The 19,858-nt window shown below is 58.6% G+C and carries 26 protein-coding genes; 13 read left to right on the forward strand and 13 right to left on the reverse strand.

Annotation, left to right across the window (positions count from 1 at the left end; all coding sequences use genetic code 11):
- The 8 genes from bluB to ACR0DH_RS14495 all read right to left on the reverse strand — a co-directional run bounded on the left by bluB (position 1) and on the right by ACR0DH_RS14495 (position 5,223).
- Complete coding sequence (gene bluB, locus ACR0DH_RS14460; protein WP_480550029.1) at positions 1-636, reverse strand: 5,6-dimethylbenzimidazole synthase; 636 nt, start codon at positions 634-636, stop codon at positions 1-3.
- A gap of 12 nt (positions 637-648) precedes the next feature.
- Entirely contained in the window at positions 649-1,044 is a 396-nt protein-coding gene (gene rpsP / locus ACR0DH_RS14465; protein ID WP_480550027.1) for a 30S ribosomal protein S16, read from the reverse strand.
- Between the two features lie 42 nt (positions 1,045-1,086).
- Positions 1,087-1,383 carry a chorismate mutase gene (locus ACR0DH_RS14470; protein ID WP_074737903.1) on the reverse strand — a complete coding sequence of 99 codons (297 nt, stop codon included), beginning with the start codon at positions 1,381-1,383 and terminating at the stop codon, positions 1,087-1,089.
- Positions 1,380-1,919, reverse strand: a complete 540-nt coding sequence (locus ACR0DH_RS14475; RefSeq protein WP_480550025.1) for a GNAT family N-acetyltransferase — start codon at positions 1,917-1,919, stop codon at positions 1,380-1,382. Before ACR0DH_RS14475 ends, ACR0DH_RS14470 begins: the two co-directional genes overlap by 4 nt.
- Entirely contained in the window at positions 1,916-2,506 is a 591-nt protein-coding gene (locus ACR0DH_RS14480; RefSeq protein ID WP_480550023.1) for a GNAT family N-acetyltransferase, read from the reverse strand. Before ACR0DH_RS14480 ends, ACR0DH_RS14475 begins: the two co-directional genes overlap by 4 nt.
- A complete protein-coding gene (locus tag ACR0DH_RS14485) occupies positions 2,503-3,039 on the reverse strand; it encodes a GNAT family N-acetyltransferase (protein WP_480550021.1) in 537 nt (178 codons plus the stop codon). Before ACR0DH_RS14485 ends, ACR0DH_RS14480 begins: the two co-directional genes overlap by 4 nt.
- A gap of 1 nt (position 3,040) precedes the next feature.
- Complete coding sequence (ffh, locus tag ACR0DH_RS14490) at positions 3,041-4,543, reverse strand: signal recognition particle protein (protein ID WP_480550019.1); 1,503 nt, start codon at positions 4,541-4,543, stop codon at positions 3,041-3,043.
- Positions 4,544-4,704: 161 nt separating this feature from the next.
- The gene (locus ACR0DH_RS14495; RefSeq protein WP_480550017.1) at positions 4,705-5,223 is read right to left on the reverse strand and encodes a hypothetical protein; all 519 of its coding nucleotides are present in this window, start codon (positions 5,221-5,223) and stop codon (positions 4,705-4,707) included.
- A gap of 89 nt (positions 5,224-5,312) precedes the next feature.
- Here ACR0DH_RS14495 and ACR0DH_RS14500 point away from each other — a divergent pair, with 89 nt between their 5' ends.
- Positions 5,313-5,843: a prolyl-tRNA synthetase associated domain-containing protein gene (locus ACR0DH_RS14500; protein WP_480550015.1), complete on the forward strand. Its 531-nt coding sequence runs from the start codon at positions 5,313-5,315 to the stop codon at positions 5,841-5,843.
- Here ACR0DH_RS14500 and ACR0DH_RS14505 read toward each other — a convergent pair.
- Entirely contained in the window at positions 5,840-6,583 is a 744-nt protein-coding gene (locus tag ACR0DH_RS14505) for an aspartate/glutamate racemase family protein (RefSeq protein WP_480550255.1), read from the reverse strand. The genes ACR0DH_RS14500 and ACR0DH_RS14505 overlap by 4 nt on opposite strands.
- Before the next feature lie 69 nt (positions 6,584-6,652).
- A complete protein-coding gene (locus ACR0DH_RS14510; protein ID WP_480550013.1) occupies positions 6,653-7,234 on the reverse strand; it encodes an FMN-dependent NADH-azoreductase in 582 nt (193 codons plus the stop codon).
- Positions 7,235-7,351: 117 nt separating this feature from the next.
- On the opposite strand from ACR0DH_RS14510, the gene ACR0DH_RS14515 reads away from it, so the two are divergent.
- The 4 genes from ACR0DH_RS14515 (at position 7,352) to ACR0DH_RS14530 (ending at position 9,978) form a co-directional block, all read left to right on the forward strand.
- Entirely contained in the window at positions 7,352-8,233 is an 882-nt protein-coding gene (locus ACR0DH_RS14515; RefSeq protein ID WP_353013302.1) for a LysR family transcriptional regulator, read from the forward strand.
- Positions 8,226-9,140 carry a DMT family transporter gene (locus tag ACR0DH_RS14520; protein WP_480550011.1) on the forward strand — a complete coding sequence of 305 codons (915 nt, stop codon included), beginning with the start codon at positions 8,226-8,228 and terminating at the stop codon, positions 9,138-9,140. The genes ACR0DH_RS14515 and ACR0DH_RS14520 overlap by 8 nt, the downstream gene beginning before the upstream one ends.
- Before the next feature lie 66 nt (positions 9,141-9,206).
- Complete coding sequence (locus tag ACR0DH_RS14525) at positions 9,207-9,479, forward strand: hypothetical protein (protein ID WP_480550009.1); 273 nt, start codon at positions 9,207-9,209, stop codon at positions 9,477-9,479.
- An 85-nt stretch (positions 9,480-9,564) separates the two neighbouring features.
- Positions 9,565-9,978 carry a universal stress protein gene (locus ACR0DH_RS14530; RefSeq protein WP_480550007.1) on the forward strand — a complete coding sequence of 138 codons (414 nt, stop codon included), beginning with the start codon at positions 9,565-9,567 and terminating at the stop codon, positions 9,976-9,978.
- Here the strand turns inward: ACR0DH_RS14530 and ACR0DH_RS14535 are convergent.
- Positions 9,971-10,312: an ArsR/SmtB family transcription factor gene (locus tag ACR0DH_RS14535; RefSeq protein WP_480544959.1), complete on the reverse strand. Its 342-nt coding sequence runs from the start codon at positions 10,310-10,312 to the stop codon at positions 9,971-9,973. The two genes, ACR0DH_RS14530 and ACR0DH_RS14535, sit on opposite strands and share 8 nt — an antisense overlap.
- A 231-nt stretch (positions 10,313-10,543) precedes the next feature.
- On the opposite strand from ACR0DH_RS14535, the gene ACR0DH_RS14540 reads away from it, so the two are divergent.
- From ACR0DH_RS14540 to ACR0DH_RS14560, 5 genes are all read left to right on the forward strand, one after another.
- Positions 10,544-10,876, forward strand: a complete 333-nt coding sequence (locus tag ACR0DH_RS14540) for an AtpZ/AtpI family protein (protein WP_480550005.1) — start codon at positions 10,544-10,546, stop codon at positions 10,874-10,876.
- A gap of 2 nt (positions 10,877-10,878) precedes the next feature.
- Complete coding sequence (locus tag ACR0DH_RS14545; RefSeq protein WP_480550003.1) at positions 10,879-11,637, forward strand: F0F1 ATP synthase subunit A; 759 nt, start codon at positions 10,879-10,881, stop codon at positions 11,635-11,637.
- Positions 11,638-11,706: 69 nt separating this feature from the next.
- On the forward strand, positions 11,707-11,931 hold the full coding sequence (locus tag ACR0DH_RS14550; RefSeq protein ID WP_005981269.1) for a F0F1 ATP synthase subunit C: 225 nt from the start codon (positions 11,707-11,709) through the stop codon (positions 11,929-11,931).
- Positions 11,932-12,017: 86 nt separating this feature from the next.
- Positions 12,018-12,569 (forward strand): F0F1 ATP synthase subunit B', encoded by a 552-nt coding sequence (locus ACR0DH_RS14555; RefSeq protein ID WP_480501553.1) that lies wholly within the window; start codon positions 12,018-12,020, stop codon positions 12,567-12,569.
- A gap of 5 nt (positions 12,570-12,574) precedes the next feature.
- Complete coding sequence (locus ACR0DH_RS14560; protein WP_480550001.1) at positions 12,575-13,135, forward strand: F0F1 ATP synthase subunit B; 561 nt, start codon at positions 12,575-12,577, stop codon at positions 13,133-13,135.
- Positions 13,136-13,198: 63 nt separating this feature from the next.
- On the opposite strand, the gene ACR0DH_RS14565 is transcribed toward ACR0DH_RS14560, so the two are convergent.
- Together ACR0DH_RS14565 and ACR0DH_RS14570 are read right to left on the reverse strand one after the other, a co-directional pair.
- Positions 13,199-13,687 (reverse strand): metal-dependent hydrolase, encoded by a 489-nt coding sequence (locus ACR0DH_RS14565; RefSeq protein WP_480549999.1) that lies wholly within the window; start codon positions 13,685-13,687, stop codon positions 13,199-13,201.
- Entirely contained in the window at positions 13,687-14,457 is a 771-nt protein-coding gene (locus ACR0DH_RS14570; protein WP_480544965.1) for a FadR/GntR family transcriptional regulator, read from the reverse strand. Before ACR0DH_RS14570 ends, ACR0DH_RS14565 begins: the two co-directional genes overlap by 1 nt.
- A gap of 146 nt (positions 14,458-14,603) precedes the next feature.
- Here ACR0DH_RS14570 and ACR0DH_RS14575 point away from each other — a divergent pair, with 146 nt between their 5' ends.
- The 3 genes from ACR0DH_RS14575 (at position 14,604) to ACR0DH_RS14585 (ending at position 19,833) form a co-directional block, all read left to right on the forward strand.
- Positions 14,604-15,797, forward strand: coding sequence for an aminotransferase-like domain-containing protein (locus tag ACR0DH_RS14575; RefSeq protein WP_480549997.1), 1,194 nt, complete (start codon positions 14,604-14,606; stop codon positions 15,795-15,797).
- A gap of 44 nt (positions 15,798-15,841) precedes the next feature.
- Positions 15,842-16,237 (forward strand): hypothetical protein, encoded by a 396-nt coding sequence (locus ACR0DH_RS14580; RefSeq protein WP_480549995.1) that lies wholly within the window; start codon positions 15,842-15,844, stop codon positions 16,235-16,237.
- 140 nt (positions 16,238-16,377) lie between these two features.
- The gene (locus tag ACR0DH_RS14585) at positions 16,378-19,833 is read left to right on the forward strand and encodes a chromosome segregation SMC family protein (protein ID WP_480549993.1); all 3,456 of its coding nucleotides are present in this window, start codon (positions 16,378-16,380) and stop codon (positions 19,831-19,833) included.
- Positions 19,834-19,858 lie beyond the last annotated feature (25 nt).

The following is a 19,858-nucleotide window of genomic DNA, read 5'->3' on the forward strand; positions in this document are numbered from 1 at the left end:
CTATCGTACCTCAATGGCAAGAGTATCATCCCGGCATTCCCAACCCGCTCGTTCCAGTTCTGGCGTGTCGGACGTCTCTTCCGGCCAGCCGATGCAGAAATACCCAATCAGACGCCATGAGTCTGGCGCGTTAAGGTCCCGGCTCAGCCGGTCGGGATCCAAAATGGAAACCCAGCCTAACCCAAGCCCATAGCTGCGCAGGGTCAGCCAAAACAGGGTAACCGCTGAGACGACAGAATAGCGTCGCATTTCGGGCATGGACTCAGCCCCCAGCCCGAGGCCCTTATCGGTGTTGTCATCGCAGAATACCGCCAGTTGTACCGGGGCCTCTTGCATGCCTGACAGTTTCAATTGGCTGTAAAGCTGCGCTTTTTCGCCCGAATAGCCCTCAAGTGCCTTGGCGTTTGCGGCTTGGAAATTCTTCAACGCGGCATCGCGTGCGGCTTGGCTTTCGACGCGGATGACGCGCCAGGGCTCGCTTAGCCCCACCGAAGGGGCCAGCCGAAACGCGTCGAGGCAGCGCGTCAGCACTGCCTCGTCTATCGCGTCGGTGCGGAACCGGCGCACATCGCGCCGGAGCCGCATCAACAGATCGAACTGCGTGCGAAAATCGTCGGTGAAGGCCTGATCCCGCACGCGCCCGCCTGCTTATTCTTCAGCCGCTGCAGCTTCTTCTTCAACCGGAGCTTCAGCCGCTTCAGTCGCCTCGGCAGCTTTGGCTGCTTTTTCTTCAGCACGTTCCTGGGCTTTCTTGCCCGGGGTCCCCTTGTTGGGGTTGTTGCGCTCGGCCTTGTCGCGTGCGCCAGCTGCTTCCAACATACGCGCGATACGGTCGGTCGGCTGTGCGCCCTGATCCAGCCAGTACTGAATGCGCTCCATGTTCATTTTCACGCGCTCTTCGCTGTCTTTCGGCAGCAGCGGGTTGTAGGTGCCCAGTTTCTCGATGAAACGGCCGTCACGGGGCATGCGGCTGTCAGCAGCCACGATGCGGTAGAAGGGACGTTTTTTCGAGCCGCCGCGGGCGAGACGAATTTTCATTGCCATGATGGTATCTCCTTTGAATGGCGTATCCGGGATTTGCCCGGTTTAGTTCTGATGTTTCTTGTGGTGTCGGATGACTTCCTGAATGATGAAATTCAGGAAAGCCTTGGCGAAATCGGGGTCTAGATCGGCCTCTTTCGCCAGGTCTTCGAGCCGTGCGATCTGCGCTGCTTCGCGCGAGGGATCGGACGGGGGAAGGTCGTGTGCGGCCTTGAGCTTGCCAACGGCCTGCGTGTGCTTGAACCGCTCGCCCAGCGTATAGACAAGGATCGCGTCCAGCCGGTCGATGCTTTCGCGATGCTCTTTCAACAGCGTGGCAGCCTGTGTCACGGGGTTGGTCATTGGCCGGTCCTTTCGGTGGTCAAGTCAATCTGCGGGTGCCGCCAGATCTGGGCGCGCTTGCCCAGAAGTTCGGCGTCTTCAATCTCTAGCGTGGCGCCAAGCCGTTCAGCCAAAGCGCGCGAGCGGTCGTTTGCGTGGGCGATGTAAGAGATCACACCATTCAGGCCCTGATGCCGCGCCGCATAGTCGCGCGCTGCTTCCGCAGCCTCGAAGCCCAGCCCTTTGCCTTCGGCTTCAGCCATCAGCGTCCAACCCAGCTCGGGCTCGGCCCAGCCGGGGGCGTCGATCATACCGGTCCAGCCCACGAATGCGCCGCTGGCCTTTTCGGTCAGGTGCCACAGGCCAAAGCCTTTCAGCGCCCAGTGCCCCAGACGGTTGGCCAGAGAGCCCCAGCTTTCAAGCGCATCCTTGGGGCCGCCGACCATATGGCTGCGCTGGGTCGCGAAGAACGCGGTCATCGCGGGAAGATCATCCAGATGCGGCGCGCGCAGGATCAAGCGCTCGGTTTCAACGGTGGGAATGGTGAGCGAGGTCATGCGTAGGCCTCCATGCCACCATCGCCATCGGCGGAGAGGTGGCGATACACCAAAGTCACACCGTCCTCTTCAACGATTTCGCGTTCAACAAAGGCGCCGAGCCGCTCTGCCAGACGTTGAGAGCGTTCATTCCCTTTGACGATAAAACTCGCCAAAGTGTCCCAACCAAGTTGCTCAAACGCAAAGCCGCGCGCAGCGCTCGCAGCCTCAAACGCATAGCCGTGGCCTTCACCTTCCTCGGTGAAGATGAAACCAAGTTCTGGCTCTGGGTCTTCCGGTTCGAACCCCAGAACCACAAACCCCAGCAGTTGACCGTCTGCCTTCGCAACAACCGACCAAAGGCCATGGCCGCGCAGCGACCAGATGGCGACCATCTGAGCGAAATCATACCACGCGTCTTCACGCGACATGACAGTTAGGTACCGCGCGCGCGGACTGGCCACGATCTGGGCGTAGGTGTCGAAATCCGACAACTGCGGCGCGCGCAGAACCAGACGCTCGGTTTCGAGCGTTGGAATGGCACCCGCCACCCGAGCCGCCAGCTCAGCCCCCTGAGCATTTGGCGCAGCTTCGAACCGGAAGGTCACGCGTAGGCCTCCGATCCGCTTTGCCGCTCATCCGGGTGAGGGTGACGATAGACGACATCCTCGGGGTCCGGGCGCGCTGCGTTTGAGTCTTCACTTGCCCCAAGCCGCTTGGCCAACGCGATTGAACGGGTGTTAGGCGCATCGATATAGCTGACCAAAGACGTCAGTTCGGTATTCCCAAACGCCCAGTCACGCGCGGCGCAGGCCGCTTCGAATGCATAGCCCTTGCCTTCAAATCCGGGGAAAATGCACCAGCCGATTTCAGTTTCCGGGAATTTCGGAGGTTTGTTGATCCCGACCTGCCCAATGAACTCACCGGTTTCTGTCAGATCGACCGCCCACGCGCCAAACCCAAGAAACTGCCAACTGGCCACGTCCGAGCCCAGCATCGACCACAGGTCCTGCGCCGAGTACGGCCCATCCATGTATTTCGCCCAATCGGTCGCAAACAGCTTCGCCATCGGCTCGAAATCCTCAAGCCGGTGGTGGCGCAGTGTCAGGCGCGTGGTAGATATGGTGGGCGCAAGGGTCACGTTACTTTTTCTTCCCAAAACCGCTGAGACCCGGTGGCAGGGCCATACCGCCGCCCAGTCCAGGCAGGCCGCCGCGGCCACCCATCGCCTTGGCCGCCTGTTCCAGTGCTTTTGGGTCCATGCCTGCGGCCATGTCTTCGGGTGAGGGGCCGCCTTTGCCAAACATGCCTTTCATGGCCTGTTTCAGCATCTTGCCTTTGCCCATCTTGCCCATTTTCTTCATCATGTCCGACATCTGCCGGTGCATCTTGAGCAGTTTGTTGAGGTCGCTAACCTCCATCCCCGACCCGGCGGCGATCCGTTTCTTGCGGCTGGCTTGCAGCAGTTGGGGATTGGCGCGTTCGCGTTTGGTCATCGACTGGATCATGGCGATCTGGCGCTTGAGCACCTTGTCATCCATGCCCGCCTCTTCGACCTGTTTGGCCATCTTGCCCATGCCCGGCATCATGCCTATCATGCCCTGCATGCCGCCCATCTGGATCATCTGTTCCAGCTGCATTTTCAGGTCATTCATGTTGAACTGACCTTTGACCATGCGCTTCATCATGCGCTCGGTCTGTTCCATCTCCATCGTTTCCTGGGCTTTTTCGACCAGGGCAACGATGTCGCCCATGCCCAGAATACGACCGGCGATCCGGTCCGGCTCGAAGGTTTCGAGCGCGTCCATCTTCTCGCCCAGACCGACGAAGCGAATGGGCTTGCCGGTGACAGCGCGCATCGACAGCGCCGCGCCGCCGCGCCCGTCACCGTCCATCCGGGTCAGAACCACGCCCGAGATGCCGACCTTGGCGTCGAATTCCTCGGCTACTTCGACAGCGACCTGACCGGTCAGGCCGTCGACGACCAACAGGGTCTCGCGCGGGTCAACCGCGTTTCGGACCTGCTCGACCTCTTCCATCAGGACTTCGTCGATATGCAGACGGCCCGCGGTGTCGAGCATGTAGACGTCATAGCCGCCCAGCGTCGCCTGCTGTTTGGCGCGCTTGGCGATATCGACGGGCGACTGGCCCGGAACGATCGGCAGCGTATCGACGCCGACCTGAGTCCCCAGAACGGCCAGCTGATCCATTGCCGCCGGGCGATAAACGTCCAGCGAGGCCATCAGGACCTTCTTGCCCTCTTTCTCTTTCAGGCGTTTGGCGAGCTTACCGGTGGTGGTTGTCTTACCCGAGCCCTGCAGACCGACCATCAGGATCGGGGCAGGCGGGTTGTCGATCTTCAGCGCGCCGGGGTCTTCTTCGCCACGCAGGGTATCAACCAGCGCGTCGTGCACGATCTTGACGACCTGTTGGCCGGGGGTGATCGATTTCGTAACCGCCTGACCGGTCGCCTGTTCCTGCACCTTCTTGACGAATTCACGCGCCACCGGCAGCGAGACGTCGGCTTCAAGCAGGGCAACGCGAACCTCGCGCAGGGCGGTCTTGACGTCCTCTTCGGACAGCGCACCTTGCTTGGTCAGCCGATCAAAGACGCCGGAAAGGCGTTCGGATAGATTTTCAAACATGCCTTCGGCCTCCTATGCCGGTTATCTGGTGGCGCGTCCTAGATAGGATGCGTCGGTTAAATGCACAAACGCCCCCACGGGCGAAACTCGCTGGTGGGGGGCGATCCCTGAACGACTCAAGGGACCGGAAGGTCATACGCTTCCGGATGTTTGGGGGCGATTTAGGTCGGTTGGCTGTCAGAGTCAACCGTATCTACTGATAGCCAGTCGTTGATGACATCGACGATGCGTTTCGCTTCTGACCCCGGTGAGTAGGCCAGAATTATCGGATGACGTCCCGCGCTCATGCCCTTGTCCAGAACCAGAGTGGGTCTGTAACGCGGTTTTGCCACCCAAGAAGGTGTTTGCGCTGCGCTTTCCACTTCGGCATGAGATAGCTCGGACAGCGTGTGTTCGATGGCTTCATATCCAAAGATCGATTTCTGGCGAATAACGATGGTGCTTTGGGCGCGATCAAATATGACCTGAACGCGCCGAACCAAAAGATAAAAACTCCAGATGCCAAAAGCGGCCCCTGCCAAGATTAGTGTCAGACCGTACCATAAAGCGGTGCCTCCAGCCCAGGTCAGCAAAAGACCAGATGCGGTAAAAATCAGCGTGTTCAAAGAAAACAGGATGCCGAAAAACCAGGGTTTGTGGCTTAGGATCAACTGGTCCGGCGTGTTGAGCGTGACTTTCATGGCGGCACGCTAGCATCGATTATAAGGGCTGTCGTGGCTTGTATTTGCCCGCACGCTGCGCGATGAGCGTGCCAGACAGGAGGTTTTCCATGGACGCATCTTCCGCTTTTCAAGATACCTTGCCGCTCAGCTCGGATGCGCTGTTGGCGCAGCTGGATGCTTGGGAGTTGACCTACCGCCTACACACTCATGTCCCGTTGCGCACCGTTGAGGAGTCTAAGGCGGTTGAAGATCAGTTCATGATCCCTGGCGAAAACGCGCTGCGCCTCAAGAACCTTTATCTGCGCGACAAGAAAAAGCGGAACTATCTGGTGACGCTGGAGCAAAGCCGCGAGATCGATTTGAAAGCGCTGGGCGCCGAGTTGGGGGTTGGCAGCCTGTCCTTTGGATCTGCGGATCGGCTGTTGCAAAACCTCGGTATCCGCCCCGGTGCCGTAAGCCCCCTGGCGATGATCAACGGCGTTCAGAATGATGTACGGTTTTTCATGGACAGCGCCGCGCAGCAGGCGGATGTCATTTACATGCATCCACTGGTCAATGACCGGACCATTGCGATCTCTCTTAGTGACCTGATGGCGTTTTTTGAAAAGACAGGATGTGACGTGAACTGGTTGCCCTAGGCCCCCTCCAGGGCCAGCGCAAGCGCGGCTGCTACATGGGCAGCAGAGGGGTTCACGAACAAATGTCCGTCTGCCTCAAACACGGGATCGTCCAGATGATCGGGAAAGGCCAAGGGCAGTTCGGTGCAGGCCAACAGCACTGCGGTGCCAGGTTCTGCATGCTGATTGCAGAAGGCCACCAACCGCGCGCGTGCCGTACTTGACGCGCCGCCGTAGAAATCACGGTCGATCATGGCTTGCATCTCGGCGATGTCTGCCTCCGGCAGAGTGTCATTTGCCGAAATACTTTCTTGGGCCAGACGATCTGCGTAGTTTCGAGCCTGCATTGTGACGCTTGTCCCCAGCACCAGTGCTGTCTTGCAACCGGTGGCTTTCGTCGCCTCTGCGGTCGCGTCGAAAATGCTCAGGATCGGCATCGTCACACCCTGGCGGATTGCATGAAGTCGTGCATGGGGGGTGTTCGATGCAATGATGCCAAAGTCACACCCAGCGCGCTGGAGCGTCATCAAAGCGTCACGGAATACCGCATCAAAATCTTGCCAACTGCTTTCATCGCCAGCGGCACCGCGCAGGGCGCGGGTTTTGGCTTGCGTCACCGACTCGATTGTCATCGGTGGCACAGGCAGCGGCGACCCGTGGCCACGTGCCGCGAAGTGTCGGCCAGAGCCTTCCGCAATGGCCCGATAATAGTCGACGGTCGAAGCCCAGCCAACGCCGCCAAGTATTCCTATCTTCTTCATGGTCGATGTCCAACCCGCAGCCACTATCAGCAGCAGATTGGACATATCCGATCAGATTGGCCAGACTGATTAAGCCGCCAGCTCCAAAACTGCCTTATGTGCATTCTCAACTGAACTGTCCGGGTCGATTGCCAGCTGGTCGGCGGCAACCACATCGACATCATGAATGCCAATAAAGCCCAAAACATGTTTCGCATAGCCAGTTGCGAAATCGACCTCGGAACCAATGGCAGTGCCACCAGAAGCAATGGCCAGAACAGCCCGCTTGCCCTCTAGCAGGCCTTTGGGACCGTTTTCACTGTAGGAAAAGGTCAGGCCAGCCCGCGCCACCAGGTCGATCCAAGCCTTGAATGCTGCGGGAACAGAGAAGTTGTAGATTGGCAAACCAATGACAATTGTATCAGCTTGCTGAAGCTCTTCGACCAGTTGATCTGATAAGGCCAGTTGATCCCGTTGCACCGCATCGCGCTGATCGGCGGGGGTGAAGTTGGCCGCGATCCAGTCTTCAGTTAACAGCGGCAGTGGCGATGCCAGATCACGCCGGATAATCCGGCTTGCCCCCAAGTGCTTGACGATGCGGTCAGACAGGTCTCGGGTCGCAGACCCGCTGCGGCGGGCCGACGCGTCAATGTGCAGGATGGTCTTGGTCATTTTCATGTCCTTTGGTCGAGAGTTATCTTATGACCGATGATATGAATATTGTTTTTTCGAACAAAACTCGAATATACCAACATCTAATGTTGGAAATTGCACAATAGTGAAAACGCTATGGATAACTGGGACGAAGTGAGAACGGCCTATCAGGTGGCTCGCATGGGTACTGTCAGCGGTGCGGCCGATGTATTGGGTGTACATCATGCGACCGTCATTCGGCATATCGATGCGATCGAGGCTCGGTTGGGGGTGAAGCTGTTCCAGCGTCATGCCCGCGGGTACACACCGACCGAAGCGGGCGAGGATCTGCTGAGGGTGGCGCAGGCGACCGAGGATCAGTTCAATCAGCTGGTGGGGCGGATGAAAGGCCGTGGTGACGATGTCTCGGGCGAGTTGGTGGTGACGTCGTTGTCATCGCTGGTACCTTTATTGGCTCCTGCGCTGAGCGAGTTCCAGCAAGCCCACCCGGACCTGATTGTGCGCTATCTGACCGGCGATCGCCTGTTTCGGTTGGAATATGGCGAGGCGCATGTTGCCATCCGTGCCGGGTCAGCGCCGGATCAGCCGGACAACGTGGTCCAGCCTTTTGTGACGCAGGATGTGGGGCTATATGCAAGCAAGGATTACATCGCCCGCCGGGGCAAACCGGAGAGTATTGAAGAATTTCCGCAGCACGCTTTTGTCGGCAATGATGACGAAAACAGCCGCGCGCCTTTTTCGCAGTGGTTGCGAGCAAATGCCCCGGCCGAGGCGCTGACATTCCGATGCTCGAACAACTTCACCGTGGCCGAGGCGGTCCGGGCCGGGGCCGGGATCGGGTTCATGGCGCGCTGGGAAGCGGCCAGATACCCGGATCTGGAAGAAGTGATGCAGAGCCTGCCGGAATGGTCTGGAAAGCTGTGGCTGGTGACCCATGTCGATCTGCACCGCACCACCAAGGTCCAGGCTTTTCTGAAATTCCTGAAGGCGAAGTCCAAGGATTGGATCTGTGACTGAGCAAACCCGTGGCCATCTGGCCATGCTGGTCTTTTCGGCGCTGGTGGCGGGCAGCTTTTCGCTGGGATCGATGATCGCGAATGAGATTGCGCCAGCTGCGCTGAATGCTGTGCGCTTTGGAATTGCGGCGGTTGTGATCGGGATCGCCGCCTTCGTTACAACCGGTGTGTCGCGTGCGGCGCTGCAAGCGCCCTGGCGCTACTTGGTTCTTGGTGGTTTGTTTGCCACCTATTTCGTGCTGATGTTCTACGGCCTGCAGACGGCCCCGCCGGTCAGCGCAGCGGCTGTGTTTACCCTCACCCCTGTCTTATCGGCCATTGCCGGATGGGTCTTGTTGCGTCAGGTCACAACCCCAAGGATGGCGCTTGCGCTTTCTGTGGGGGCCACCGGGGCGCTATGGGTGATCTTTCGCGCCGATTGGCAGCTTTTTCGCGCCTTTCAGATTGGCCAAGGTGAAGTCATCTATTTTGTTGGCTGTGTCGCCCATGCGATTTACACGCCGATGGTCCGCAAGCTGAACCGTGGTGAACCTGCGGTCGTGTTTGCCTTTGGCACTTTGGTCGCGGGGTGCGTCTTATTGGTGGCATTTGGTTGGTCAGATTTGGTTAGAACCGATTGGTCGCGCTTGCCGACCATTTTCTGGATCGGTCTATTTTATGTCTCCTTCTTCGCCACAGCGGTCAGCTTTGTGCTGGTACAGTTCGCGGCGCTCAGGCTGCCTTCGGCAAAGGTTATGGCCTATACCTATCTGGTGCCCAGCTGGGTCATTCTGTGGGAGATCGCCCTGGGCAACGGCGTCCCAACCGGATTGATCATCATCGGTATCGCGCTGGCCGTCTTGGCCTTACTCTTGCTGTTGAAGGAAGAAAATCCCAGCGCAAGCGCTGATTTATACACTGCGGATTGAGGCTTGTGTTCGCGTCTGCGTCTGGCACCATGCAATCGGTGAAGATAAAAAATGTCGGGTAGGTCAATGAAACTCACTCTATCGAGCTCAGTCGTGTTGCTATTGGCCGCTTGCGGCCAAAGCGGTTTGCAAGGCTCCGGCGACGAGACAACCATGCAAGCCAGTTGCGAGGCATTGGTTTCAGCCGAAAGTGGTGTGCGTATCGACGCCGTCAAAGCGCAGGAAACACAAACGAACCCGACGGGGTCTGTCACAACTGTTCTAGCCGAAGGTCAAAGCGACCCGTGGTTATGTTCCGCTGATCAAACGGGTGTCATTACCAGCGTGATACAGGGCTAAATTTGCGCCAAAACCTCTGTTGAGGCAGATCAAGGTACCGAAAGGACCCGGTGTCTATGCTTTTCCGTAAGGAGAGGAGGACACCATGTTTCAACATATCATGATCCCAGTAGACCTTCATTTGCCGCCCGAGGTCCATAAGGCGATTGCCGTGGCCGGTGACATCGCCAAATGGCAGAACGCAAGGGTGACCCTTGTCAGCGTCACGGGCACGCAGCCTGGAGACGCGCCTGTTTCCCAAGATGCAGTTGCTGAGGGGCTGGCTGCGCTTTCCAAGGATCTGACGGCGAATGCTGGCGTGCAGGTCGAAACCCGAAACATCCATTCCGTCGATGTCGCAGCAGAGGTGGATGGCGATCTGGCCCGTGCGGCAGAGGAACTGGGTGCGGATCTGATCGTCGTTGGAACCCATGCGCCGCGCATCACGGACTATATCTTCTCAAGTCATGCGGGGTATCTGGCGAAACACGCCAAGGTGTCGGTCTTTGTGGTCAGGTAGGACCATCCTGCGACGTGGGCAGTTCCGCTTCTAAAAACCGTTCGAACGCATCTAGGTTGACCGGCTCGAACTGCCCGAATCCCTGCATCCAGACCGAGGCAGCGCGTAACGCGTCTGGCTCCAGCTTGCACCATTTGACGCGTCCGCGTTTTTCCTGAGAGATCAACCCGGCTTTGGTCAGAATGACCAGGTGTTTCGAGATGGCCGCCAGTGACATCTCGAACGGCTCGGCCACATCCGTCACGGCCATATCGTCCTCAAGCAGCATCGCCAGGATGGCGCGCCGGGTCGGATCAGCAAGCGCCGCGAACACGGTATCCAGATCATTAGACATAGCCCGCTGAACCATACTGCCTGGGTTTGGTCAACCGATTGGTTGAATATCGGATTTTGCTTTGATTTCCGGTGGCAGTGGGCATCCGCGTCGATTTGCTTACGAAGTAAGGTGTGAAAATCATATATAAAACAATAGGTTAATATGCGGCAATTCGGGCTTTCAACACCGTTGACTCTGTGCCCCGTGCCCCTTAGCACCTAGCCTCAAGACTGTGCGAGGAAAACGCCCTTGACCGATGATGACCAAAAGCAGCGTATGGCGCAGCTGGAGGCCAAGATCGACGCGGCTAAAAAGGCCAAAGCGCCCAAGCCCCGTGCAGATACTGACGTGTCCGGGGGCGAGCTTGCCTGGAGGATGGTCATCGAAATGGTATCCGGTCTGGGGATCGGATTTGGCATCGGATACGGGCTGGACAGCCTGCTCGGGACAATCCCGATCTTTCTGGTGCTGTTCACATTGTTGGGCCTTGTCGCGGGCGTGAAGGTTATGCTCCGCAGCGCGAAAGAGGTTCAAGAGAAACAAGCGGCGGCTGAGGCGGCCGAGAAGGACGAGAGGGACTGAACGTGGCAACTGAGACCACCGCAGCAGAAGGCAGCAGCCTGGTTTTCCACCCGATGGACCAGTTCATCGTTAAGCCGTTGTTCGGCGACGGTGCGGTTGGCATGTTCACGATCACTAACGTGACGCTGTGGCTGTTCCTTGCGATCGTCGCGATTGTCCTGTTGCTGATCGTTCCGACTTCGAAGCGCGCGATTGTTCCGACACGGATGCAGTCGGTCGCCGAACTGGCCTATGGCTTCATCTACAAGATGCTGGAAGACATCTGCGGCAAGGAAGGCGTCAAATACTTCCCCTATGTCATGACCCTGTTCATGTTCATTGTATGCGCAAACTTCCTGGGCATGATCCCAATGTCATTTACCACGACTTCGCATTTTGCGGTGACCATCCCGCTGGCGTTGGCCGTGTTCCTGACCGTGACCGTTTTGGGTTTCGTCAAGAACGGAGCGGGCTTCTTGAGCCTGTTCTGGGTCTCAAGCGCTCCTCTGGCGCTGCGCCCGATCCTGGCGATCATCGAGCTGATCTCGTACTTCGTGCGCCCGGTTAGCCACTCTATTCGTCTTGCCGGTAACGTCATGGCAGGCCACGCGGTGATCAAAGTATTTGCAGGCTTTGCCGCGATTGCCGTGATCTCGCCCGTGTCCGTTCTGGCGATCACCGCAATGTATGGCCTTGAGGTCCTAGTGTCCTTCATCCAGGCCTACGTCTTCACCATTCTGACCTGTGTTTACCTGAAGGACGCTTTGCATCCGCATCACTGATCAGGGGTAACCCTGAGCACAGGAACGATAACCCAACATCGAAACTTCCAATTCGTAAGGAGATACATCATGGAAGGCGATCTCGCACACATCGGCGCAGGCCTGGCAGCAATCGGTTCCGGCGCAGCCGCAATCGGGGTGGGCAACGTAGCAGGCAACTTCCTGGCCGGCGCCCTGCGCAACCCTTCGGCGGCTGCTTCGCAGACCGCAACCCTCTTCATCGGTATCGCGTTCGCAGAAGCCCTGGGGATCTTCGCATTCCTGGTCTCGCTGCTGCTGATGTTCGCCGTATAATCTGCGGAACCTGATCCTTACGCGCAGGTGGGTCCAAGCCATAGCGGCCCACCTGTTGTAAAGACAAGTTTCCGACGGAGGATATCATGGCGACTGAACCCATTACAAAAGAGGTAGCCGGCTCGTGCGTCGACTCCTATGGCTCTGCCATCGGGATGCCACAGCTCTGCTTCGATTGGTTCCCCAACCAGATTTTCTGGCTGGTCATCACGCTGGTCGTCATCTTTCTGGTCCTGTCTCGCGTGGCCCTGCCGCGTATCGCGGCAATCCTGGCCGAACGTCAGGGGACCATTACAAATGACCTGGCTGCGGCCGAAGATCTGAAGGCCAAGGCGGTCGAGGCCGAAGAGGCCTATAACAAGGCGCTGGCCGATGCCCGTGCCGAGGCGCAGCGGATCGCTGCCGAAGCACGTGCGGAAATTCAGGCTGATCTGGATGACGCAATTGCCACGGCGGATGCGGAAATCGCTGCCAAAGCGGCTGAATCGGAAAAGGCAATTGCTGAAATCCGTGCTGGTGCGCTGGAAAGCATTCAAGTGGTTGCCAAAGATACGGCGGCTGAATTGGTGACAGCACTAGGCGGCGAGGCGGATGCCAAAGCTATCGACGGTGCGATCGACGCGCAGATGAAAGGATAAGCGACATGCGGAACACTCTTGCCCTTATCCTGACCTTCAGCGCTGCCAGCCCAGCCTTGGCGGCCAAGGGTCCGTTCTTCTCGTTGGGCAACACGGACTTTGTTGTACTGCTGGGCTTCATCGTCTTCATCGCGGTTCTGTTCTATTTCAAGGTCCCCGGCATGATCGGCGGCGCCCTGGACAATCGTGCCGAGGGCATCAAGTCGGAACTGGACGAAGCCCGCGCATTGCACGAAGAAGCCCGCAGCCTGCTGGCCTCGTACGAGCGTAAGCAGCGCGAAGTGCAAACGCAGGCAGACGCTATCGTGGCCGCCGCCAAGGAAGACTCAGTCCGTGCTGCTGAACAGGCAAAGGTTGATCTGGAAAACTCGATCGAGCGGCGTCTGGCGGCTGCTCAGGACCAGATTGCATCGGCGGAAGCCTCGGCTGTGAAAGAAGTCCGCGATCAGGCGATTTCTGTGGCGGTCTCGGCAGCCAGTGCGGTTCTGGCCAAGCAAATGAGCGCGGCACAAGCCAACAAGCTGATTGACGCGTCCATTGCGGATGTGGATGCCAAGCTGCACTGAGCTCTACGAGCATATGTCTCTGAAAGACCCGAGGGCCTCAGGCCTTCGGGTTTTTTCTTCTTATCAGCGCGCTTGTTTTGATCTGCGCCAAGTGACAAACCAGACCATCAGAGCAAGCAGTGTGATTGCGATCTCGACTTTGAACGTCCAGTGGTTGAGGAACGACAAAATCCAGTGCGAATGGGTCGCCTGCACCACGACCAGCGGGTAGGTGGCGTCTGAAAAGGGCCAAAGCCAGGCAACGGCCCCGGTGATCGTATCCAGCATCATATGCACCAACCCGCCTGCACCAAAGAAGGTCAGAAAGGTGCCCGCCTTGACGGCCCACAGGCGCAGTGCCAACCCGGCAAATAGAAAGCCTGCCCAGATGATCGGGCGGTGGGTCAGGTAGGAATGGTGATGATGCCCGCGATCATCGACAAGATAGAACCAAAGCATGTCGATATCGGGCGCGACGGCCCCGATCATCGTGGCTGTAAGGGCAAGTTTGCCAAGGTTTGGCGCAGTAGCCCGGAAGATCAGATAAGCCCCCGGCAGGTGCCCGATGAACATCAAGCCTCGCCAGTCTCGTGCTTCAACCTCTGCTGGGCGACCTCTTCGTTACGCAGGGCCTTCTGCTGATCCTGCATGCAACGTTCGACAAAATCCAGATGCAGTTCGACCGCAACACGCGCTGCATCCGGGTCACGGCTTTGAAGGGCTGCATTGATCGCCCTGTGCTGATCCAGCAATGCATCGCGAGTGGCGCGTTGCTGGAACATCATCTGGCGATTGTAGAATACGCCTTGGCGCAGCAGATCATACATCGACCGCATCATATGTAGCATGACCACGTTGTGACTGGCCTCGATGATCGCCATGTGAAATTCGGCATCCAGTTGTGCCTCGTCCTCGGGTGCATTGCGATCATGGGCAGATTGCATCCGGTCGAATATGGTCTGAACCACTTTCAGATCACTGTCGGATCCCAAGCGCGCCGCACGTTCCGCAGCCAATCCCTCCATGTCACGGCGAAAGGACAAGTAGTCGAACACAGCTTCATCATGGCTGCTGAACAGACGGATCAAGGCCGGTGAAAATGCCGACCCCAGCACTTCGGCCACATAGATCCCTGATCCGGCTTTGGGTGTCAGTAACCCCTGTTCCTGCAAGTTGGAAATGGCGTCTCGCAACGACGGGCGTGACACTCCCATTCGCTCGGCCAGCTCGCGCTCGGACGGAAGGCGCTCACCCGGGCGCAGGATGCCGCGCAGGATCAGCAACTCGATCTGGCGAACGACGGCCAGAGACAGTTTTTCGGTTTGAACTTTTTGAAAGGGCATAGACGTTCCAAAATTGGTCAAGTCAATTGACCACGATTGATGGCGGCGTTCAAGCCGATCACGGTGCTTGAAACAATAGGTCAGTATTGTTGACTTAGAGGGTGAAGTGCCTAATCTTTGCGCTGGGGCAGAGGAGGCCCAGATAGATGGATCAGCTATACGCCACCCGCACATCGAGGATGAAGGCATCCGAAATCCGTGAGTTGCTGAAGCTGCTGGGCCAACCGGGCATTATTTCTTTTGCGGGGGGCATTCCCGATCCGGACTTGTTTCCGGCGGACGCATTCGCAGAGGCGTTTCAGAACGCACTCGGGCCTGAGAAGCAGGCGCAGGCGCTGCAATATTCGGTCAGCGAAGGGTATGCCCCGTTGCGTGAATGGCTGGCGGATCATATGCGCGGGATCGGTGTGGAGTGTGATGTTGACAACATCCTGATCACCTCTGGTTCGCAGCAAGCGTTGGACTATCTGGGCAAGCTATTCCTGTCTCCTGGTGATACGGCGTTGGTCGGCTGGCCGACCTATCTGGGAGCGATTAACGCCTTTGACGCCTATGAACCACGTTTTGACCGGCTTGACCCTCAGGGCAATCGCGGTGCGGCGGAATATCGGGATGCTGCCGGCGATGGGGCCGTGAAGTTCGCCTATCTGTCGCCCGACTTTTCAAACCCGACGGGGGAAACCGTTGATCTACGCGGCCGCGAGGCGTTGCTTGATCGGGCAGAGGAGCTTGATTGTGCGATCATCGAGGACGGGGCCTATCAAGCGTTGCGCTATGACGGAGAGGCCATACCATCGATTCTGGCGCTGGAGCTTGCGCGCAAAGGAACGATCGAAGCGTGTCGCACGATTTACTGCGGCAGTTTCTCCAAAACTCTATCACCGGGGCTGCGTATGGGTTGGGTCGTCGCGGCCAAACCGATCATTTCTCAGATGGTGCTGTTGAAACAAGCCGCCGATCTGCACTCGGCAACCATCAACCAGATGGCGGTGCACCATGTGGCTGAGACCTGTTTCGACACGCATATCCCCAAAGTCCGTGCGGCCTATCAGGCGCGCCGCGACGCGATGCTGGTGGCGCTGGAACAGCATATGCCAGATGGTGTTCAGTGGACCCGGCCCGAAGGTGGTATGTTCGTTTGGCTGACTTTGCCGTCAGATATCGATGGCGCCATCTTGTTAGAGAGAGCTTTGGAGACGGAGAAGGTCGCTTTTGTTCCCGGAAGGGCCTTTTTCCCTGACGGAAGCGGTGCCAATACGATCCGGCTGAGTTTTTCGAATTCCAACGAAGACACGATCCGTGAGGGTATTCGCCGCTTGGGTGTCGTGTTGCGCACGTGAGTTCGGAAAGGTTCTGTTAACCAATACTCTGCAATCCTCCGGGCATGATCCGGTATCTTGCCCCTCTGCTGCTGGCGGCCTGTTCGGCTGGCACGCCACATTTCCGCGATCTGCCTGCGACGCGCGTATCAGTCAATGGCAGCGTGTTCGATGTGCGTGTGCGCGGAGAGCTGGCCGAGGCGGTCCGCGTCAACGCTCAATACGCGCCTCGGTTGGGGCCAATTCGCGATCGGGCGGCACTCGCCATGGCGCAGGTGTCCGGTTGTCCTATTTTGGATGTGCTAGGCGACGCTGCTATCACGGTTGGAGTGCTGGGCTGTGATCGCAAAGCCGGGGAACGTTTGCTGCTGACTGCAATCTCACGCCCCAATTACGAATGCGTAAATTATGGCGCATCCAGTGGCTATGCTTACGAAGTGTTCGAGTGCACGCCGTATTGAAACACGGGTTTCACTTCGTATTTCGGCAAGATATTGTGGATAAGTCGGCGCAATATGCCATATCCTGCGCATTCACGTTGACACCTCTGTGATCCGTTGCGCAGACTTCTTATCCATAGGAATCATCCAAAGAGCAGCCATTGCGCTTTAGCAAACTCAAACTGACCGGCTTCAAAAGCTTCGTTGACCCGACCGATCTGATCATCGCGGACGGGTTAACCGGGGTCGTGGGTCCGAATGGTTGCGGCAAATCCAATCTTCTCGAAGCTTTGCGTTGGGTAATGGGCGAAAACCGTCCCAAGTCGATGCGCGGCGGCGCTATGGAAGATGTGATCTTTGCCGGGGCGGCTACCCGGCCTGCACGCAATTTTGCCGAGGTTGTCCTGACTATGGACAATTCAGAACGCCTCGCGCCGTCGGGATTCAATGAAAGCGATCAGCTTGAGATTGTGCGCCGCATCACCCGCGATGTGGGCAGCGCCTACAAGACCAATGGCAAAGATGTACGGGCGCGCGATGTGCAGATGCTTTTTGCGGATGCCTCAACTGGTGCGCATTCGCCAGCGCTGGTGGGGCAGAACCGCATTGCCGAGCTAATTAACGCCAAACCCCGTGCGCGTCGTCGGATTCTGGAAGAGGCCGCCGGGATCTCGGGCCTTTATCAACGGCGTCACGAGGCCGAGTTGAAGCTGAAAGGCACCGAGGCCAACCTGACCCGCGTCGATGACGTACTGGAACAGTTGGGCGGCCAACTGGCGCAGTTGGCGCGTCAAGCTCGGCAGGCAGCACGCTATCGCGAGATTGGAGAGCTGCTGCGCCAGGCCGAAGGCATGCTGCTGTATCGCCGTTGGAAAGAGGCTGACATGGCGCGCCAGTCGGCAGAAGAGAAGCTGCGCGAGCGGATCACCGAAGCCTCACGCGCCGAAGCCGCCGCCCGTGAAGCCGGGGTCAAGCGGGCCCAGATCGAAGATACGCTGCCGCCCCTGCGCGAAGAAGAGGCTATTGCGGCTGCGGTACTGCAACGCCAGCAGGTTCAGCGCGATCAATTGTCCGATCAGGAAACGCGCGCGCGTCAGACGATTGAGACACTGACTAACCGGATTAAGCAGCTGGGCAACGATATCGAACGAGAATCCGGCCTGAATCGTGACGCGGACGAGATGATCGAGCGGCTGGAATGGGAGGCTCGCGAGCTTGCCAAAGCCGCCGAAGGTTACGATGACAAAGTGTCTCAAGCGGCTGAGATTGCCCGCGAAGCTGCCACCGTTTTGCAACAGCGCGAAGATCACTTGTCGCAGGAAACAGAAGATATGGCCCGGCTGGTGGCCCGTCACCAATCGGCGCAGCGTCTGGTCGAGGACAGCCGGAAAACCTTGGCTCGTTCGGAGGGTGAAGAGGACAAAGCCCGCGCCGCAGTGGACGATGCCAAACAGGCCCTGACCCGCGCCAGTGACGCTTTTGCAACGGCGCAGGTCGGTGAGGAAGAGGCCCGTGTGGCAGCGGATGCGGCCGAACAGGCGTTGACGGCAGCGGATGAGAAGCGCTCGGAAACGCAGGCGCGTGAGGCCGAAGCGCGGGCGCAACGGTCCGAGGCCGAAGGCGAGTTGGGTGCAATCCGCGCTGAAACCATGGCGCTGGCCAAGCTGGTCGAACGCGATACCGCTGAGGGTGGTCAAGTGTTGGACATGCTTCGGGTGGCACCGGGTTATGAGAAGGCTTTGGGCGCTGCACTGGCCGACGATTTGCGCGCGCCGCTGGTCGAAGGCGACGGGCCATCCGGCTGGGTTCCGATGGCGGGCTATGACAGCGACCAACCTTTGCCCGAAGGGGCCGAACCTTTGGCCTTGCATATCAACGGCCCGGATCGGTTGAGCCGACGGATCGCTCAGATCGGGCTGGTGGATGCAGATCAGGGCGCGCGTTTGCAGACCCAGTTGAAACCGGGCCAGCGGTTGGTTTCTCGGTCGGGCGATTTGTGGCGTTGGGACGGGTTCCGGGCCTGGGCTGAGGATGCCCCAAGCGCGGCGGCCTTGCGGTTGGAACAGCTGAACAAGCTGGAAGCGCTTAAGCAAGAGCTTGCGCGGATCGAAGCACAAGCCGATGGCGCGCGCGCGGCACATGAGGCCCTGTCAAAACAACTCGCAGAGGTGACTGAAGCTGACCGCCGCGCACGAGAGGCACGCCGGGCAGCCGATCAGCGTATGGCCGAAACCGCCCGACAGCTCAGCCGGGCAGAGGCAGACCGCAATCTGGCGCAGGGCAAGCTTGAGACCCTGACATTGGCTGTGGATCGCCACAAAGAGGACGCCATGGCTGCCCGCGCGCAACTGCGCGAGGCCGAAGGTGCCCTGACAGGGTTGGGTGATCTTGATAGTGCGCGGGCGCAGGTTGAAGATATCAAACAGACGGTCGAAGCGGCGCGCATTACCATGCTGACTCATCGTTCTTCCCATGATGAACTTCGCCGCGAAGGCGACGCCCGGACACGGCGCTCGCAGGAGGTCACCAAGGACCTTAGCGGATGGCGGCATCGCCTGGAAACGGCCGAGAAACGCATTTCCGAATTGGCTGAGCGCAAGGAAAGCTCTGAGCTAGAACTGACGGAGGCTACCGCCGCGCCGAGTGAAATCGCCGAGGCGCGTGCCGAGTTGAACACTCTGATCGAAACCGCCGAGGCCCGCCGGGCTGAAGCTGCCGACAAGCTGGCCACTGCCGAAACCCAGCAGCGCGAGGTTGTGATGGCCGAGCGCGAGGCGGAGCGACTAGCCTCGGAAGCGCGCGAAATCCGAGCGGCGGCCGAAGCGCGCTGTGATGCGGCCAAGGAAAGCGTCGTCGCGGCGGCAGAGCGGATCGCGGAAGATCAGCAGTTGACCCCAAACCAATTATTGAACCAGCTGGATGTGAACCCTGATCAGATGCCTGCCGCCGATGCACTGGAGGCAGAGGTTAACCGCCACAAGCGCCAGCGCGATGCGATGGGCGCTGTGAACCTGCGGGCCGAAGAGGACAGCAAAGAGGTTCAGGAAGAGTTCGACACGCTGAACACCGAAAAAGCTGACCTGGAAGAGGCGATCAAGGCCCTGCGCAGTGGTATCGCCAGCCTCAACCGCGAAGGGCGCGAGCGTCTATTGACTGCATTTGAACAGGTGAATTCTAACTTCGCGATGCTGTTCAAGCATTTGTTTGGCGGCGGAGAGGCCAATCTGGTCATGGTCGAAAGCGACGACCCGCTGGATGCGGGGCTTGAGATCATGTGCCAGCCACCAGGTAAGAAGCTGTCGACCCTCAGCTTGTTGTCAGGCGGCGAGCAAACGCTCACAGCGACCGCGCTGATCTTTGGCGTCTTCCTGGCCAACCCTGCTCCGATCTGTGTTCTGGACGAGGTTGACGCGCCGTTGGATGATGCCAACGTGACGCGGTTCTGCGATTTGTTGGACGAGATGTGCCGCCAGACTGACACGCGATTCCTGATCATCACCCACCACGCAGTGACCATGGCGCGGATGGACCGGTTGTTTGGTGTGACCATGCAGGAACAAGGCGTCAGCCAGCTGGTCTCGGTCGATCTGAAGAAGGCCGAGCAGATGGTCGCCTGACCCCTCACCGGATCGTTACGATCAT

Source organism: Ruegeria sp. I1, from assembly GCF_056532675.1.

Coding starts and splice junctions, on each gene's coding strand:
- rpsP (WP_480550027.1), bottom strand. CDS start 1,044: ATGGCAATGAAAATTCGTCTCGCCCGCGGCGGCTCGAAAAAACGTCCC.
- ACR0DH_RS14470 (WP_074737903.1), bottom strand. CDS start 1,383: ATGACCAACCCCGTGACACAGGCTGCCACGCTGTTGAAAGAGCATCGC.
- ACR0DH_RS14475 (WP_480550025.1), bottom strand. CDS start 1,919: ATGACCTCGCTCACCATTCCCACCGTTGAAACCGAGCGCTTGATCCTG.
- ffh (WP_480550019.1), bottom strand. CDS start 4,543: ATGTTTGAAAATCTATCCGAACGCCTTTCCGGCGTCTTTGATCGGCTG.
- ACR0DH_RS14495 (WP_480550017.1), bottom strand. CDS start 5,223: ATGAAAGTCACGCTCAACACGCCGGACCAGTTGATCCTAAGCCACAAA.
- ACR0DH_RS14500 (WP_480550015.1), top strand. CDS start 5,313: ATGGACGCATCTTCCGCTTTTCAAGATACCTTGCCGCTCAGCTCGGAT.
- ACR0DH_RS14505 (WP_480550255.1), bottom strand. CDS start 6,583: ATGAAGAAGATAGGAATACTTGGCGGCGTTGGCTGGGCTTCGACCGTC.
- ACR0DH_RS14510 (WP_480550013.1), bottom strand. CDS start 7,234: ATGACCAAGACCATCCTGCACATTGACGCGTCGGCCCGCCGCAGCGGG.
- ACR0DH_RS14515 (WP_353013302.1), top strand. CDS start 7,352: ATGGATAACTGGGACGAAGTGAGAACGGCCTATCAGGTGGCTCGCATG.
- ACR0DH_RS14525 (WP_480550009.1), top strand. CDS start 9,207: ATGAAACTCACTCTATCGAGCTCAGTCGTGTTGCTATTGGCCGCTTGC.
- ACR0DH_RS14530 (WP_480550007.1), top strand. CDS start 9,565: ATGTTTCAACATATCATGATCCCAGTAGACCTTCATTTGCCGCCCGAG.
- ACR0DH_RS14535 (WP_480544959.1), bottom strand. CDS start 10,312: ATGTCTAATGATCTGGATACCGTGTTCGCGGCGCTTGCTGATCCGACC.
- ACR0DH_RS14550 (WP_005981269.1), top strand. CDS start 11,707: ATGGAAGGCGATCTCGCACACATCGGCGCAGGCCTGGCAGCAATCGGT.
- ACR0DH_RS14555 (WP_480501553.1), top strand. CDS start 12,018: ATGGCGACTGAACCCATTACAAAAGAGGTAGCCGGCTCGTGCGTCGAC.
- ACR0DH_RS14560 (WP_480550001.1), top strand. CDS start 12,575: ATGCGGAACACTCTTGCCCTTATCCTGACCTTCAGCGCTGCCAGCCCA.
- ACR0DH_RS14565 (WP_480549999.1), bottom strand. CDS start 13,687: ATGTTCATCGGGCACCTGCCGGGGGCTTATCTGATCTTCCGGGCTACT.
- ACR0DH_RS14570 (WP_480544965.1), bottom strand. CDS start 14,457: ATGCCCTTTCAAAAAGTTCAAACCGAAAAACTGTCTCTGGCCGTCGTT.
- ACR0DH_RS14575 (WP_480549997.1), top strand. CDS start 14,604: ATGGATCAGCTATACGCCACCCGCACATCGAGGATGAAGGCATCCGAA.
- ACR0DH_RS14580 (WP_480549995.1), top strand. CDS start 15,842: ATGATCCGGTATCTTGCCCCTCTGCTGCTGGCGGCCTGTTCGGCTGGC.